Raw genomic sequence first — 16,949 nt, 5'->3', positions numbered from 1 at the left:
TAACAGAATAATTAGTTAGAGCTGCCTTGAAGACTGACACCTGAGTAGCTCGAGTAACCACGAATCATGATATGATACGTGCCTTCCTGTGCGTTCAAGGTACAAGTTTCTTCATTGCCATACTTATAAGGACGGCAATCATAGCTTGATGTCGTTGGCTGTGAACCGAACTTAACGTAAAGGTCAGCATCACCAGAACCACCTGACATGACAATATCAACTGTTGAACGGCCTGCGGGCACGTCTAGCGTAAAGAACTGCTCGCTACTCTTAGCACCCGACAAGTTAGATTCGCTCAACGTATCGTTCACAGGATCTGAACCACCGTCTGTATAGTCAGCAACCAAGCTTACGCCTGAGTAGCTTGAGTAGCCACGGATCATCACGTGATAAGTGCCTTCCTGTGGCGAAGCAAAGTTACAGTTTTCTGTGTTACCACTTTTCCAAGGACGACAGTCATAGTCAGAAGTAGTTGGCTGTGAACCGAACTTAACGTAAAGGTCAGCATCACCAGAACCGCCAGACATATCGAAGTTTAGATCTGTTGCACCCGCTGGTACTTCAAAGGTATAGAAAACTTCTGAACCTTGAGCACCGCTTAGGTTAGTTTCCGCAACGCCTTTGCTCAGCTCATTACCACTTGATGGTGGTTCTGTGCCACCCGCACAGCCGTTAGCGTCTAAATAGTCAACTGCCGCTTGTGCTTTTACCAGACCATAACCCGTACGGTTATCACGACCCGCAACGTCTATGTCTAGCGCTGTATCTTTCAGTACCTGGCGAATCTCAGCCGCAGTACATGATGGATGATGGCTCCATACAAGCGCCGCTACACCACTAACGTGAGGCGTTGCCATCGAAGTACCATTGTAATAAGCCCAGTCTTGACCGGTTGCAACAGAAAGCGTTGCATTTTGACCAGCCTTACTGACCAAATCTAGACCTGTAGCACGATTAACCGTGACCACTGGCATACCTTCAATTTTGCTATTGAAGTCGATCAAGAATGGAACTTCTAGCGATGGACGCTCTGAGCGACTATAAACGACAACACCCTCAGCACCTGCATCAGCACACGCTTCTACAGAGTTGAACTCAGGATATTTCGCTTCTGTTGAGCTACCCGAGCCATCTTCAAGATCGCGACGTTCAATCACACAAATATTACCCGTCATGTCAGGGCAGCTTGTAGAAGAACATGCTTCTATCGTACCTGACGCTGAGCCAGCAATACCTGCAGGATCAGGACTAAGGCTACTGTTATAGAAGTTTGGTACAACAACGCCGTCTGCAAAATAATCCACGCCACCAACATCTAATTGACCAAGCGAACCGTCACCATCTACTGATGATAAAATGGCTACACCTGGACCAGATAATTCAACCTGATCCGTGTACTGTGAAAAATAACCGTGCTGGTTATTTTCATCTGTAGCTGCTACAGAGACAACGTTGTCATAAGATGCAGGATAAGAGTGAGTCGAATCACCATCGTTACCAGCTGCTGCAATGCTCAACACACCATTGTTATAGTGGTTAGTAAATGCATTTGCTTCAGTAGTTGACGAGGCTCCGCCACCCAAACTCATGCTCACAACGTTAGCACCGTTTGCCACACAATCATCAACTGCGTTGACTAAGTCTGAAGAGTAACCCCAACCGGACTCATTGAATACTTTAATGATGTGCAGGTTGATATTACCGTTAGGGTTAACACCAACGACACCTGAACCATTAGTTACGGCAGCAATCGTACCGGCTACGTGACTACCGTGCGAACCGCCCGCTTCATACCAGTTACCCGTACCTGAGTCATTGGTACCATCAACACTATTGGTTGATAGGTCTGAGTGATTAAGATCATAACCCGAGTCAATAATACAAACCGTACGGTTACCCGCGTTACTATCTGAAACGATATCCGCTTCAACACTCGAAATACCCCAAGGCTCAACTTCAGTAGTATTTAAGTTAGTCGAAAGAAGTTTACGTTTTACGTCTGGCTCGACATATAGAACGTTAGGGTTGTTGCGCAAACCCTGTAGCGCTTTTGGTGATACTTCGATCGCGAAAGCGTTATGTTGCTTCAGGTCTACTTTTAATGAAGCACCAGCTTTCATCGCCATGGATTTAGCTGATTTACCGTGACCCGGTTTGAATTTAACGATAACGCGCTGTTTACCGTCTTCAGCTGCTGGAGCCGTGATTGTTGTTTTTCCAAGCTCGCCCGCTGCATGAGCTGAAACGCCCATGGCTAATAATGTAGCGGTACAAGCCATCTTCAATTTAAATGACATTAACCTACCCCCTAGGTTTAATTTAGCTAACAAAAAACCCCAATGCCTGAAGACAAAACTAAAGATCCATCTTCAGAAATTAGGGCAGGCACTGATTAAACCAGTTAATAGATTAGTGGATCAAGGATTAATTTTGTTATTTTACAAATTCACCACACATTGTTACGAAACGATACAAGATAAATAAATTTGAGATTATTTTGGCTTGTAAATCAAGAAGTTATGTAGCAGGTTCTAATTTAGCATATGCTAACATTAGTTTTTTCAGGCCTTCTTTTTCAAAATTAACCTGCACCGAAGCCTGTGGGCCGTCGCCTTCATAATTAATAATAATGCCCTTACCAAACTTGGGGTGACTGACCAGCTGTCCGAGATGAAACCCTTCCGGGCCTTTGGCTCGGAGCGGCGATTCTTTTTTAAAGACCGGGCGCTGCACCTGGGTGTTCAGACGTACTTCGGTCAACAGCTCGGCTGGAATTTCATTGATAAAACGCGATACGGTCGGATAAGTTTCGCGCCCCCACATGCGACGTTTTTCGGCATAGGTCAGATACAACTGCTGCATGGCACGGGTAATCCCCACATAGGCCAGGCGCCTTTCTTCTTCCAGCCCCCCCGGCTCATCGAGCGACATCTGATGCGGGAACAATTTTTCTTCCATCCCGGCGATAAACACCAACGGGAATTCCAGTCCCTTCGCCGAGTGCAAGGTCATCATCTGCACCGCATCCTGATATTCTTCAGCCTGCGTATCGCCCGCTTCCAACGAAGCATGGGCAATAAATGCTGTCAGCGGTGTCATGTCCGGTGTTTCTTCCGGAATGACTTCGTCCGGATCAAACTCACGGGTCGCATTGACCAATTCCTGTAAGTTTTCCTTTCGCGCCTGCGCTTTTTCGCCTTTTTCTTTGCTGACTTTATCCATCAAACCAGAATGCTCGATCACCACCTCTGTCTGCTCCCACAGATCCAGTTCCGTAGTGCTGGAATCGAGTTCATTGATCAGGTGCAAGAAGGTTGCCATCGCCGTCCGCGCCCTTGGTGGCAGCAGTTGCTCTACCACCATCTTATTAGCCGCCTGCCATAATGAAGTTTCATCGTTACGCGCCTGCGCCCTGACCAGATCGACCGACTTTTCTCCGAGTCCACGCGCCGGTGTATTCACTACTCGCTCAAAGGAAGCATCGTCATCACGGTTGGTCATCAAGCGTAAGTAAGCCAGAGTATCTTTAATTTCCGCGCGCTCGAAGAATCTTAGCCCACCATAAATCCGATAAGGGATATTTCGATTCAGCATGGCATCTTCCAGGATCCGTGACTGCGCATTGCTGCGATAAAGCACGGCTATGTCACTGTGCTCATTGCCCTGCTGCACCCAGTCTTCGATCCGCGCCGCAATAAAACGCGCCTCTTCCTGCTCATTAAAGGCAGCGTAAGTAATGATCGGTTCGCCTTCATTACCATCCGTCCACAGACTCTTGCCCATACGCTCACTGTTATAGGCAATCACCGCATTGGCTGCTTTAAGGATAGTCGCCGTCGAGCGGTAATTCTGTTCAAGGCGCGAGATTTTGCAATCAGGGAAATCATTCTCAAACTGCTGGATATTTTCGATCTTGGCACCACGCCAGCCGTAAATCGACTGATCGTCATCGCCTACGATGGTAATGCGGTTGTTGTCATTACACAGCAATCGAATCCAGGCGTACTGAATAGCATTGGTATCCTGAAACTCGTCCACCAGAATATGCTGGAAACGCTCCTGATAGTGCTGCAATATTCGTGGATTCTTAGCCCACAGCTCATAGGCGCGTAGCAGTAATTCGTTGAAATCGACCAGGCCAGCCGTTTTACAGGCTTCTTCGTAGGCGTAGTACACCTTGAGCATGGTGCTGATAAAGAAGTCACCGTGATGGTGAATATCCCCCGGGCGCAAACCATCGTCTTTCTTGGCGTTAATAAACCATTGCGCCTGCTTTGGCGGCCACTCGTTATCATCCAGGTTAAGCTCTTTCATCACCCGCTTGACCACACGTAGCTGATCCTGCGAATCCAGAATCTGGAAACCTTCCGGTAAACCCGCATCTTTATAGTGCGCGCGCAGCAAGCGGTGCGCAATGCTGTGGAAGGTGCCGACCCACATGCCCCGCGCCGGCATCGCCAGCATATCCTCGACTCGCCCCAGCATTTCCTTCGCCGCTTTATTGGTAAAGGTTACCGCTAAAATGGAGTGTGCTGACACTTGCTCCACCTTGACCAGCCAGGCAATACGGTGCACCAGCACCCGAGTCTTACCCGAGCCCGCGCCGGCTAATACCAGTAACGCCTTGTTCGGCGCCGTGACGGCTTCTTTTTGTGCATCGTTTAATGATTCGATTATGCTTGTGGCATCCATATAGGCTATGCTTAGTCGTAAATATAATTGATGGGCTATTGTATGAAAAATACGAAGCTTTTATTACCCTTTTTATCGTTATTAATCACATTATCTGGTTGCGGCCTTTACTCGGGCGAGCCAACGAGCGAAGAGAAAAACTTTTCTCAGGCTTATTCCCTGCAAAAAATCAGTGTGTTACAGCACTCCATGAAGGATCCTATCGTCGGATTTAAAGCAGGCCTAACCAGCGAAAAGGGTCAGGAAGCCTTTAACACCGATCAACCGCTGGTCGGCGCCCTGTTTTACAGCGGTCTCAGTCGCGATCGCGCGGCTTACGCTCTGAACAACTATCATGATCTGCGACTGGAAGTAGAACTTGGTTTCGTCCTCAGCAAACCCATTACCCGTCCCATCACTGAAGATCAATTACCACACTACATTAAAGCAATGATTCCCGTGGTCGAACTACCGAACCTGCGCTTTGCTCGTAAAGAAGAAATGACCGCCTTAACACTGGTCACCAGTAACGTCGGTTCTAACCAGTTTATTATTGGACGAGCTTTTCCCTTCGATCCCAGTCGTATCAATCAAGCAGAAGCGACCCTGGTAAAGAACGGCAAAGAACTCACCCGCGGCCAGGCCACCGACGCCATGGGCGATCAAAAAGAAGCCCTGGTGTGGATGATAAACCGCCTTATAGCCGTCGGCTATCGCCTTGAAGCAAACCACTTGCTGATCACCGGGGCACTTGGCACAATGCTGCCTGCACAGCGAGGACAGTATGAAGCACGCTTTAACTTAAATGCTGAATCCGATAAGGCTGCTGACGCTGTTATTGCTTTTTCTATTCGCTAATGATCGATTCTTTAAGGAGCTATCGTGCGCGCCGTATTCTTAGATGCTGATACACTCGGTAACTGGCAGGGTAAATCAAGCCAGCCTGCTGTCGACCTGTCACCACTGGCAAACTGCTTTACCGAGTTTGACGCCTACCGTTTAACCAAACCTGACGAAGTCATCGCTCGCAGCAAAGATGCTGATGTCATCATTACCAACAAAGTGGTTCTTGATCGTGCGACTTTACGGCAGCTGCCAAATTTGAAAGCCATTCAGCTGGCGGCAACCGGCATGAACAACATTGATTTAGAGGCCGCCAAGGAATTAAACGTTCGGTGCTTTAATGTTGCTGACTACTCAACCTTCGCCGTCGCTCAGCTGACTGTGCAGTTTATGCTCAACTTTGCTACTCGTGCCTGTGAGCATTACCAATTAACCGCACAGGGCGCCTGGCAAAAAAGCCGTATGTTTACCCTGACCGATTTTCCAATTATGGAGCTGAAAGGCAAAACGCTGGTACTGATCGGCTACGGCAATATAGGGCAGAAAGTCGAGGAACTGGCTAAAGCCTTTGGCATGACGGTACTGATCGCCAACATCCCGGGACGTCCCATGCGAGATAACCAGATCACTCTCGACCAGGCACTACCCAAAGCAGATTTTGTATCGCTACACTGCCCGCTAACGGAAGTGACGCAGGGACTGGTTGATGAAAGTTTTTTACAACAGATGAAATCCTCGGCCTATATTATTAACACGGCTCGCGGACCGATCATTGATGAAAGTGATTTGGCCAACGGACTTAAAAACAAAGTTATTGCAGGTGCCGGTTTAGATGTTTTATCGGTGGAACCTCCGAGCCCAGATAACCCCTTATTGGCAGACGATGTACCTAATCTAGCCATTACGCCACATATCGCCTGGGCCAGCCATGAAGCCAAGCAACGTCTGATCCAGGGTATGGCGGATAATATACAGAGCCTTTTGAATCAGGCAAACCCGTAGTTTTGCTGGCTGATTTTAATCGGTACTGGTCAGTGAATGAGCCACACCAAGCACTATTTACGGCTATGACCTATTGCCAGCAGTCAGAAAGTTAGCCTTAAAAGTGTTATGCTAGGGTTGGTTAGTTTGCAATCAAACTTGACGAGGTTTCGACAAGAATTCAACCATGGAGCCGTTGCACAAAAACATTTTTGTTTTTGGGGCGGATGCATTTAACTTACAGCAAATGCAGGCTCTGGATACCGAGCATCTATACCGATTTCATGAGCTGTTCAGTCATCAAGAGGTCAAAGCCGCTCCTGAGTTCCCCGTTCAGCAACTGCTGAACGGCGCAACAGAGCGGCTCAAACATTTTCCCCACTCGATCAATGCTATCGTCGGCTACTGGGATTTTCCCGTCAGTACCATGCTCCCCCTCCTGCGGAAACCATTTCATCTGCCGTCAGCCAGCTTTGAAGCGGTTCTTAAATGCGAACACAAATACTGGAGTCGTCTAGAGCAAAGTAAAGTTATCCCCGATTACCTACCCAATTATTGTGGCGTTAACCCTTTCGATGATAACTATAGCCAACAGATCACTGTCGACTTTCCTTTTTGGATCAAACCCGTTAAATCCGTATCTTCCTACCTCGGATTCAAAGTTAGCAACCATAAACAGTTGAAACATGCTATCCAACAAATCCGCGAAGGTATTTTTCGTTTTGCCAAGCCATTTAATTACCTCCTCCAGTTCGCCGAGCTGCCCAATGATATTGCCGCTATAGACGGTAACCACTGTATTGTTGAAGAGCTTATTTCAATTGGTCGGCAATGTACCTTAGAAGGTTATGTCTACAACGGCCAAGTCACGGTTTATGGTGTGGTAGACTCTATTCGCGATGCCCAACATCGCTCAACGTTTTTACGCTACCAGTACCCTTCCTCAATCCCGCAAAGCGTGCAGCAAAGAATGATTGCAGTCGCAACGCGTTTTCTCAAACACATTCAATATGACAATGCTCCTTTTAATATTGAGTTTTATTGGCAGCGCAGCAACAACTCCATTTCGCTATTAGAGATCAATAGCCGCATATCCAAGTCACACTGCCCTTTATTCCAGGCTGTCGATGGGGCCTCCAATCACAAAGTCATGTTGGAAGTGGCCCTCGGTCAACAACCGGACTTTCCTCAACGTCGAGGAAAATACAGGATTGCAGCAAAATTTATGTGGCGTATCTATGAAGACGCCATCGTTACACGAGTACCAACCGCAGACGAACTAGATGATATTTGCAGACAGTTTCCCGATGTCACAATACAACTAGCGGCTGAGGCTGGCATACAGCTTTCTTCACTACCCGATCAAGATAGCTATAGCTATGAGATTGCAGTTATATTTGTTGGAGGTAATAGCCAGGCAGAACTACTGCAAAAGTATCACGACTTACAGAATGCCATAGCCATAGAATTTGAACCGGTTGGTTAATGAGTTAAGGTAAAGACAGGGGTATACCATGAGGATTGTTGAAAACTATCCGAATCAGATTCTACACATCGAGCATTACTGGATACCGATGCCCGACGGGACTCGCTTGGCTGCACGTATCTGGATGCCTGTTGATGCCGAAGACAACCCCGTACCGGCCATATTAGAATTTATCCCGTACCGTAAGCGTGATGGTGTTCGCTTGCGTGATGAGAGTATGCATCCTTATTTTGCTGGCCACGGTTATGCCTGTCTACGCGTCGATTTACGGGGTAGCGGCGACTCAGAAGGGTTATTAACGGACGAGTATCTACAGCAGGAACTGGATGATGGTTATGCCATCCTTGAGTGGCTAACTCAACAGTCCTGGTGTGATGGCAAGGTGGGAATGATTGGTATCTCATGGGGAGGCTTTAACGGCCTGCAGATCGCAGCGATGCAACCGCCCCCGCTCAAAGCCGTTATTACCGTCTGCTCCACCGATGACCGATACGCCGATGATGTTCATTACATGGGGGGCTGCCTGCTCGGTGATAACCTGTCCTGGGCCTCAACCATGTTCTCTTATAATTCACTTCCCCCCGATCCAGAGATCGTGGGGAAGAAGTGGCGAGAAATGTGGCTTCAGCGACTGGAAGCCAATAATTTATGGCTTGAAAACTGGCTTAAGCACCAGCACCGCGACAGTTATTGGCAACACGGCTCAATATGCGAAGATTTTTCACGCGTACAGGTTCCTGTTATGGCCGTCAGCGGCTGGGCCGATGGCTATTCCAACACGGTCTTTCGCCTGCTGGAAAATTTGTCCGGGCCTCGTCTGGGCCTCATTGGACCATGGAGCCATAAGTATCCTCACCTCGGTGTGCCCGGACCAGCTATTGGCTTCCTACAGGAGTGCCTGCGATGGTGGGATAAATGGTTAAAGGGTATTGAAACCGACATTATGCATGAGCCCATGCTACGAGCCTGGATGCTGGAAAGTGTACCACCCTCTACTTTTTATCATCAGCGCTTTGGTCGCTGGATTGGCGAGCACTCCTGGCCGTCCCCAAATATCAAACCCAAAACCTTTAAGCTGGCCGAATACCGTTTAGTCGATGATGACACCGAAATTCCAGCGAAAGCCCTGGTGCTTCAATCACCACTCAGTAACGGACTGTTTGCTGGTAAGTGGTGTTCTTACAGTGCCACACCGGATCTGCCCCATGATCAACGCGAAGAGGATGGCGGCGCTTTGGTCTTTACGAGTGATCCGCTACCTGAAACTCTGGAAATACTCGGTGCTCCCATTATTGAAATACAGGTCTCTGCGAGTCAGCCAGTGGCGATGATTGCAGTGCGCCTGTCTGATATGCAGCCGGATAACAAGACCACCCGAGTCAGCTATGGCTTGCTAAATTTGACCCATCGCGACAGTCACTCAGACCCCACGCCCTTACAGGTCGATAAAGTTTACCGATTTCGTGTGCAACTTAATCAGATAGCACAAAGCTTCCCGAAGGGCCATCGTATTCGTCTTGCCATATCGTCCTCTTACTTCCCTTTAGCCTGGCCACCCCCAAAGTCCACTCAACTCACCGTCCATACCGGTAACAGTAAGTTAATCTTACCAACGCGAACCCCACGAGATGAAGCGCTTCGCTTTGAAGAACCGGAAATGTCTGCCAGTAGTGAATACCGCCAGCTCACAGAAGGTCATCACGACTGGCGCGTCATCCGTTCGCTGGATAAGGATATTTCGACCTTGGAGGTTATAAATGACAACGGTATTATTCATCTGGAAGATATCAATATGATGGTAGAGCGCAAGGTCGAAGAATGGTATTCGTATCAAGATGATGACTTTAACTCTCCTAAAGGCGTAACGGTTTGGACCAGAAGCCTGCAACGCGGTGACTGGCATATCAAAACGATCACTCGTACCGTTCTACAATGTGATGAAAGTTACTTTTATCTTGATGCCGAGCTGGATGCCTACGAAGGCAACAAACGAATTTTTTCTAATAACTGGAATAGAAAAATAAAACGCCACCTGTTGTAAATTATGGTACTGAAAGTATCACCACAAGTGACTGGAATAATCAGGATATTTACGGTTTAATTCCGCTAGTCCACAGAATGAGAATTTATTGTAAGAAAGCAGGGATTTTATGAAAAAGTCATACATTGCCATTTTATTTATAAGCCTGCTTAGCACTAGCGCTGTTGCAGCAGAAGAGTCGAGCCCGGAACAAACGGTCTCTTCACTTTGGCAATCATTATCTCGAGAGCCTGAATCAAAGCCTGACGTCAAAACTCTAAAACAGATACTTCATCCCGAAGCTAAAATTTTTGGCAGCTTCTATAATGAAGAGGAACCACAACTGCACATTATCACCACCGATGCCTTTATTCAGAGTTTGAATAAAACGTTCGAAACTGGCTTTTACGAATGTGAAGTCAGGCGCCAGGTTCAAAAGCATGACCGTTTTGCACAGGTGTATAGTATGGTTGAGTCACGTGGCGAAAAGGATTCTAACAAACCCGACTTTATCGGGATTAACAGTATCCAACTATATAAAAACGACGACCAATGGCAGATCGTGTCGCTGTATTACCATATTGATGAAGACAGCATCGAGACACTTTACGATTCGAAACTATCGGGGCAATGTTTACAAAACAAGCAGACGACCGAACATTAAACACTATATCGACAGCATGAGCTCGATTTCTGTAACATCAATATGCAGGTGCTGACAGTCGGCAGCGAGGCTGCTTTTAATATCGGTCTCGTGGCTATCGCCAACGTGCAACAACTGCTGCGGCTCGATCTTTTTCAACGCGCAAACTTTATGCAGCATATCAGCCGATGGTTTAGCACGACCATGAACCCCGGCGATAAAGTGTTTTTCAAAATACTTCATCAATCCCAGCCAGTGCAAATTCGAATTACCATTACTGACGGCAAACAAAGAATAGTGCTGTTGCAAATATTCCAACACCTGATAAGACACTTCGGGAATGGAAACCTGATTGCGCCAATAGTAGAACACGCCGAAGGCCTGATTAATGAGTTTTAAGTCACCTGCCGTCTCCAGAAGCATATGTTCAATAATGGCCTTACGCAGTGTGGTCATATTCTCAAAATGTGGCTCCTCCTGTGCACGAAATTGCTCAGCCACTCGGAGCATATCGTCTCTGGAATAACGCTCAGCAAACGGAGGGTGTTTGCGGCACAAAAAGTCGTAAACCTCCTGTTCACACTTTTCTATTACACCAGCATTATCCCACAAAGTATCATCCAGATCGAAGCTGATCACCTTGACCGAGTCCCAGTTGACCGCCTTCATTTTCTCTTCAATCGATAACGTCATATCAGTCTTCTTTCTTTTTCGATTTACTTTTTCTGGCACGGGGATGGGCCGCATCATACGTTTTGGCTAAATGCTGGAAATCGAGATGCGTATAAATTTGGGTGGTGGCAATACTGGCATGTCCCAGCAATTCCTGTACCGCACGTAAATCGCTGGAGGACTCCAGAACATGGGTTGCGCAGGAATGACGCAATTTATGTGGGTGCAGCACATCGGTCAACCCCTGCTTCCGGCCCCAGTAATTTAAGCGCTGCTGTATCGCCCGGTTGCCCAGGCGCTGACCACGGCTGCTTAAAAACAATGCCTGCTCTGATAGGTCTTTAACAAAGACCGTTCGGTTTTTAAGCCATTTCTTTAGCAGTTTATGCGCCGCTTCTCCAAACGGCACTTCCCGAACTTTATTGCCTTTACCGAGCACGCGTAAAGTTTGATTGCTAAAACTGATCGAGTCCAAGTCCATCGAGGATAACTCTGACAAGCGAATACCCGCCGAGTACAACAGTTCAATCATAGCCTTGTCACGAACTTCGATCGGCTCATCTTCGGGCAGGTTGTCGATAAAATGATTGAGGGTATCGACGTCAATATTCTTGGGTAAACGCTTCGGTTTTTTGGGGCCACGCAATCCAGTGGCGGGGTTGGTTTTAATCACTTTTTTAGCGACTAGATAGTCCAGAAAGCCGCGCAAGGAGGAGAGCTTTAACCCTATGGTTGCGGCTGAAGCACCCTGACGGTGATGACGCGCCATCCATAATCGAATATCCTGGCCGGTGATCTCACTCCACTGGCTGTAGTGACCATCGTTAAACGTTAAAAAGTCTTCGATTTGTCGACGATAATTATTAACGGTGTGCTCAGAGTACTGCTTTTCATGCAGCAAACGATCACAATATTGTTTAACGACTTTTTTCATGACGTTGCCGATAACTAGGATGTCACCAAGCAAGCTTCGCAAACATCGCCGATGAAACGTAAAAATAAGGTTCCCATATCGGCCGTAAACAACTCCACGTTAGTGCTACCTAAAGCAATCACACCGTCTGCAGCACCACCGCCTAATGGAATAATGGCATAAGAATGCAATTCCTTGTCGGATTTAAATAGCTGAGCGATACTTTCGGTCATACGACCACATACCGGATCCTTATGCATAAACTGCAGATCGGTTAGTTTATATAAGGTATCGCTATCCGAGTAATTCACACTATCTAACTCTTCATTATTGTCACAAAGCCAAAGCTGGCAGTCGTCAATATCGAAGTGATGATCAAGTTGCTGCAATAAGCGATCAACCACCTGCTGATGTGTTTTTGCCCGGATCAAAGTGACTGCCAATTCAGAGCACTTTGATAGCAGGTCGCTATTAACCTGTGCGTTGTCCAGCATCTCGGTCAACCGCTCCTGCAAATCGTGAGAACGATTGCGTAAACTCAAGATCTGCCGCTCGACGAGCGATACGGAACCATAAATCTTATGATCAATTTTCAAATTTTCGAGCAACTCCGGATGACGCTCGAAAAACTCTGGATTCTTAGCCAGATAAGCCGCTATTTTACCTTCAACTCGTTCTAAATCTTCCGCTGTTTTACTCATTACTCAGTCTCATGATGTTGCATTACCAACAGTATACTTTAAATATCAATTTGTCCCTCGAACACAACCTTGGCTGGACCTGTCATATAGACATGATGGCCTTTGCCTGCCCAGCGAATCCATAAACTGCCGCCCGGCAATGTCACCTTCACCTTTTCATCCAGTAAACCCTGCAGCCGCCCGGCCACTACCGCTGCACAGGCACCAGTACCGCAGGCCAGAGTTTCGCCCACGCCACGTTCAAACACTCGCAGTTTGACTTCCTTCGGATCCACTATCTGCATAAACCCCACATTGGCCTGTGCCGGAAAATAACTGTGTTGACTCAACTTTGGACCCAAGGTATTCACTGGAGCAGTGTCAATATCGTCAATGGTTAATACGCAATGCGGATTACCCATGGAGACAGCCCCCACCTTATAACTGATGCCATCCACATCAATCGAGTACGTCTCGGCAGTATCTGCAAAACGCAACGGGATCTTCTCAGGTTCCAGTCGCGGTTTGCCCATATTAATGGTAATCAAACCGTTATCTTCCAACACCGTATTCATCGTCGCGGTATTGGTCGAAAGCCTCAGCTCACGCTTCCAGGTTAAGCCCCTTTGTCGGACATATTTAGCAACTGCCCGTGCGCCATTACCACAATGACCGGCTTCACTGCCATCGGCATTAAAAATCCTGAAGTGAAAATCGGCTTCAGGATGTTGAGGAGCCTCAATTATCAACAACTGATCGAAGCCTATACCAAAATTACGGTGTGCCAATTGGTTAATTTGTCCCTGGTTTAAATGAACTGGCTGAGAAATCGCGTCCACTACCATAAAGTCATTACCAATACCCTGCATCTTTGTAAATGGCACTATCATGACCCAGCCTCTTTCAGCGTCGTGTCCGCTGGAGAACGCACTAATGTTTGTTTTTGTGGTTCATCGTCCGGCATGCGCAATGGCCCTTTTTGTCCGCAAGCCCCTAGAAACAACACGGCCAAGCCTGCTAATCCCAGCAGTCGTAAGCGTTTCATTGTCATCTTTGATCGTTTTTCCTGAAAATAAGTCTTATCTTGCAATAGCTGGGTTTTGACTGCAAGCAAGATTGCAATCAACCGCACTTCTGGCACAATATTCAACCAATATTTAGTAAACCGCGTATCACACTATGGCAACGCTAACGGAATCTGAATTTAACGAGCTGATGGACGATACCATCATCGCTATCGAAGAAGCGCTGGATGAACTCGACGAGCTGGATCTGGACTACGAAACCAGTGGCGGCATTTTAACCGTTACCCTGGAAAATGGCACCAAAGTCATCATCAACCGCCAAACCCCGTTAAAACAACTGTGGCTGGCTGCAAAAGATGGCGGCTATCATCTAGACTGGACGGGCGAAGCCTGGCAGACCGATAAAGAGCAGGAGCCGCTTGAGGCACTGCTCAATCGTGTTTTAAGCCAACAAGCAAACGAAACTATCAGACTCAATCTCGAACTATAATTTTTTATTACCGGATATTTTATGACTGAAACCATTTCAGAGCTGTTACCTTGCGTCACTGTGAACCCAACTACAGAACATAAAGCGACTGTCATCTGGCTACATGGCCTCGGTGCCGATGGCCATGATTTCGAGCCTATCGTGCCAGAATTAAAATTACCCGCCGAATTGGGGGTTAAATTTGTTTTCCCTCATGCCCCTGTCATGCCGGTCACCATTAACGGTGGCTATCAAATGCGTGCCTGGTACGATATTCGCGATGCCGATCTGGCCAACCGTGAAGACAAGGAAGGTGTCCGCCGATCCGCGGCTGAGGTTAAAAAACTCATCGACGCCGAAATCGAGTCGGGGGTCCCGAGCGACAAAATTATTCTGGCTGGCTTTTCCCAGGGCGGCGCCATTGCATTGCATCTGGCAACCCGCCTGCCGCATAAACTGGGTGGTATCGTTGCATTATCAACCTACCTCACCATGCCAGAGCAACTCGAGGCGGAGAAGTCCAACAGCAACCTGGATACGCCTGTTTTTATGGCTCACGGCTCTCAAGATCCGGTGGTGCCTATGCAGCGAGGCCAATACAGCGCTAAGGTACTTAAAGATAATGGCTTTAAAGTTTCCTGGCAGGACTACCCGATGGCGCATGCGGTTTGCCTTGAAGAAATCCAGGCTCTGGGACAGTTCTTAAAATCTAGGCTGTAAACTTCAGAATAGATGCAATAAGTACATTAGTGGCATGACGGCTTTGCCTCTTTAGCGGAGTCAAAGCCGTTTGGTTATTGAGCTGAACCAATGGCACTCGGGAGCCACGGTCTGAATGTGTTTTCGCCTGACAAAGCCTTGTCTGTTAGCAGTAATTATGCCGAGGACGCATAAACCCCATTCTGCTTTAAGTACCAACGGCTAAAATATTCGCTTGGTATCGCCGGAGAAATATAGTGACCTTGAGCCATATCACAGTCGATCTGCCTTAAGTAGTCATACACAACTTTCGTTTCGACACCTTCGGCTATGGTTTTAATGCCCATCTTTTTAGCTAAGGTGACGGCCGCATCAACAATATAAACCGCACCTTTGTCCCGCGGCAGACGCTTAACAAAAGACTGATCGATCTTAATCAGCGAAGCCGGCAGCCGATGCAGATATTGCAGCGACGAATATCCTGTTCCAAAATCATCAATCGAAATCGAAAACTTGGCTCCAGCCAATCGAATTAACTCATCAATGGTATGTTCCATATCGACCACTAAGGCACCTTCCGTTACCTCCAGTTCAATACATTCACCATCGATCTGAAACTCATCTAATAACCGAAAAACACTGTCAGTAAAATTGGGATGTAACAGATTGCGGGTGGAGATGTTCACCGCAATAGGAATGTTAATGCCCTGCTTTTTCCACTCCAGATGCTGCACAATGGCTTGCCGTAAAGCAAACTGGGTAACGACCTGAATTAGAGTACTTTGCTCAGCGCGAGGAATAAACAGATCTGGAGCCACCATCCCTCGCTGTGGGTGGTTCCAGCGCAGTAAAGCTTCAGCGCTACAAATTTCACCGCTTTGTAAATCCACCTTCGGTTGGTAGTGTAAACAAACCTGCTTGGTTTCAATCGCTGCCTGCAATTCTCCCAAGATAGACAAATTCTCTTCCGTCTTTGTGACTATCTCTGGGCTGTAAGCTGTCATTTCCTGAGATCGTTCCTGTACCAAGGCTAACGCCGCTTCTGCTCGATGCAGATACACTTCCGGATCCTGTTTGACTTCATTAAAGCTAACGTATCCCGTTCGCATTTCAATATGAACCGAAATATCGTTATAGGACACGCCTTCTTGTAGTAACACACTCAAATTCCTTAAAAAGCGTTCATTCTTTTCCTGGCCATTATTTAAGATGATGGCGACCTGAGCGGAATCCGTATGATAAATATCATCCCCCCCGTTCAGCGCTAATCGTCGCGCTACCTGTTTGGTCGCCTCGTCAATCACACCAAAACCAAATGCCGACTTCAGCTCTAAGGTATTATCTATGGCGATCACCGCTAACATAGCCGTTCCCTCTGGCTGTCCCTGCTTTTTCATTTGCAATAAGGTATCAAATAAAGCATTGCGATTAGGTAAACGCGTCGAACGCTTATGTCGGGATATCCACTTCAAGTAACGCAAATATCGAGCAACAATATCACTCATCACACCGCTGGTAGCTCCGATAGCCACAAAGAATCCAGTGCGGTACAACCAGTTTGCCGTTTCTTGCATTTCTCCGCTAACAACATCGATCGGCATAAAGGGTCCAAGCACAATGCCGGCCACCAGTCCGATTAAGATGCCACCTTTAATACCAAAAATAAAACCGGATATGAGGATGGGGATGTACATTGAATGGGAATAGACATACTTAATTCCGCCGGTACTGTAGACCAGCAGATAGACCATGCCAACAAGCAGCAGCACGGTAGGAATCATTAAGCGCTGCAACCTAACTTTACGGCGCTCGATCCAGTCAAAGAGTTTAGGGGCTTCCATGAAAAA

The 16,949-nt window shown here is 47.3% G+C and carries 15 protein-coding genes; 7 read left to right on the top strand and 8 right to left on the bottom strand.

Annotated features, from left to right (window positions below; all coding sequences use genetic code 11):
- Positions 1-11 precede the first annotated feature (11 nt).
- Positions 12-2,297, bottom strand: a complete 2,286-nt coding sequence (locus tag H7708_RS07825; protein ID WP_223669946.1) for a S8 family serine peptidase — start codon at positions 2,295-2,297, stop codon at positions 12-14.
- A gap of 220 nt (positions 2,298-2,517) precedes the next feature.
- Positions 2,518-4,692 carry a DNA helicase II gene (uvrD, locus tag H7708_RS07820; protein ID WP_223669945.1) on the bottom strand — a complete coding sequence of 725 codons (2,175 nt, stop codon included), beginning with the start codon at positions 4,690-4,692 and terminating at the stop codon, positions 2,518-2,520.
- 42 nt (positions 4,693-4,734) lie between these two features.
- On the opposite strand from uvrD, the gene H7708_RS07815 reads away from it, so the two are divergent.
- From H7708_RS07815 to H7708_RS07795, 5 genes are all read left to right on the top strand, one after another.
- Entirely contained in the window at positions 4,735-5,529 is a 795-nt protein-coding gene (locus tag H7708_RS07815; protein WP_223669944.1) for a 2-keto-4-pentenoate hydratase, read from the top strand.
- Between the two features lie 24 nt (positions 5,530-5,553).
- Complete coding sequence (locus H7708_RS07810) at positions 5,554-6,516, top strand: D-2-hydroxyacid dehydrogenase (protein ID WP_223669943.1); 963 nt, start codon at positions 5,554-5,556, stop codon at positions 6,514-6,516.
- 166 nt (positions 6,517-6,682) lie between these two features.
- Positions 6,683-7,981 carry an ATP-grasp domain-containing protein gene (locus H7708_RS07805; protein WP_223669942.1) on the top strand — a complete coding sequence of 433 codons (1,299 nt, stop codon included), beginning with the start codon at positions 6,683-6,685 and terminating at the stop codon, positions 7,979-7,981.
- Positions 7,982-8,009: 28 nt separating this feature from the next.
- Complete coding sequence (locus H7708_RS07800; RefSeq protein ID WP_223669941.1) at positions 8,010-10,022, top strand: CocE/NonD family hydrolase; 2,013 nt, start codon at positions 8,010-8,012, stop codon at positions 10,020-10,022.
- 109 nt (positions 10,023-10,131) lie between these two features.
- Entirely contained in the window at positions 10,132-10,665 is a 534-nt protein-coding gene (locus H7708_RS07795; RefSeq protein ID WP_223669940.1) for a hypothetical protein, read from the top strand.
- Between the two features lie 3 nt (positions 10,666-10,668).
- Here the strand turns inward: H7708_RS07795 and H7708_RS07790 are convergent, their stop codons facing one another.
- The 5 genes from H7708_RS07790 to lptM are packed head-to-tail and all read right to left on the bottom strand — an operon-like array spanning position 10,669 to position 13,954.
- Positions 10,669-11,337: an HAD-IA family hydrolase gene (locus H7708_RS07790; protein ID WP_223669939.1), complete on the bottom strand. Its 669-nt coding sequence runs from the start codon at positions 11,335-11,337 to the stop codon at positions 10,669-10,671.
- Between the two features lies 1 nt (position 11,338).
- Positions 11,339-12,250, bottom strand: a complete 912-nt coding sequence (gene xerC / locus H7708_RS07785; protein ID WP_223669938.1) for a tyrosine recombinase XerC — start codon at positions 12,248-12,250, stop codon at positions 11,339-11,341.
- Positions 12,251-12,264: 14 nt separating this feature from the next.
- Positions 12,265-12,930 carry a DUF484 family protein gene (locus H7708_RS07780; RefSeq protein WP_223669937.1) on the bottom strand — a complete coding sequence of 222 codons (666 nt, stop codon included), beginning with the start codon at positions 12,928-12,930 and terminating at the stop codon, positions 12,265-12,267.
- A 38-nt stretch (positions 12,931-12,968) separates the two neighbouring features.
- Positions 12,969-13,799, bottom strand: coding sequence for a diaminopimelate epimerase (dapF, locus tag H7708_RS07775; protein ID WP_235727550.1), 831 nt, complete (start codon positions 13,797-13,799; stop codon positions 12,969-12,971).
- On the bottom strand, positions 13,796-13,954 hold the full coding sequence (gene lptM, locus H7708_RS07770) for an LPS translocon maturation chaperone LptM (protein WP_223669936.1): 159 nt from the start codon (positions 13,952-13,954) through the stop codon (positions 13,796-13,798). Before lptM ends, dapF begins: the two co-directional genes overlap by 4 nt.
- Before the next feature lie 134 nt (positions 13,955-14,088).
- On the opposite strand from lptM, the gene cyaY reads away from it, so the two are divergent.
- Together cyaY and H7708_RS07760 are read left to right on the top strand one after the other, a co-directional pair.
- Positions 14,089-14,424, top strand: a complete 336-nt coding sequence (cyaY, locus tag H7708_RS07765; RefSeq protein WP_223669935.1) for an iron donor protein CyaY — start codon at positions 14,089-14,091, stop codon at positions 14,422-14,424.
- 21 nt (positions 14,425-14,445) lie between these two features.
- Positions 14,446-15,123: an alpha/beta hydrolase gene (locus H7708_RS07760; protein WP_223669934.1), complete on the top strand. Its 678-nt coding sequence runs from the start codon at positions 14,446-14,448 to the stop codon at positions 15,121-15,123.
- Between the two features lie 155 nt (positions 15,124-15,278).
- On the opposite strand, the gene H7708_RS07755 is transcribed toward H7708_RS07760, so the two are convergent.
- The gene (locus H7708_RS07755; protein ID WP_223669933.1) at positions 15,279-16,943 is read right to left on the bottom strand and encodes a putative bifunctional diguanylate cyclase/phosphodiesterase; all 1,665 of its coding nucleotides are present in this window, start codon (positions 16,941-16,943) and stop codon (positions 15,279-15,281) included.
- Positions 16,944-16,949: the final 6 nt, after the last annotated feature.

It is taken from the genome of Kangiella shandongensis, assembly GCF_020005365.1.
In the GTDB taxonomy this organism is placed as follows: Bacteria; Pseudomonadota; Gammaproteobacteria; order Enterobacterales; family Kangiellaceae; genus Kangiella; species Kangiella shandongensis.
Note: the sequence above shows the minus strand (reverse complement) of the source record. Positions and strands in the feature narration are given on the sequence as shown.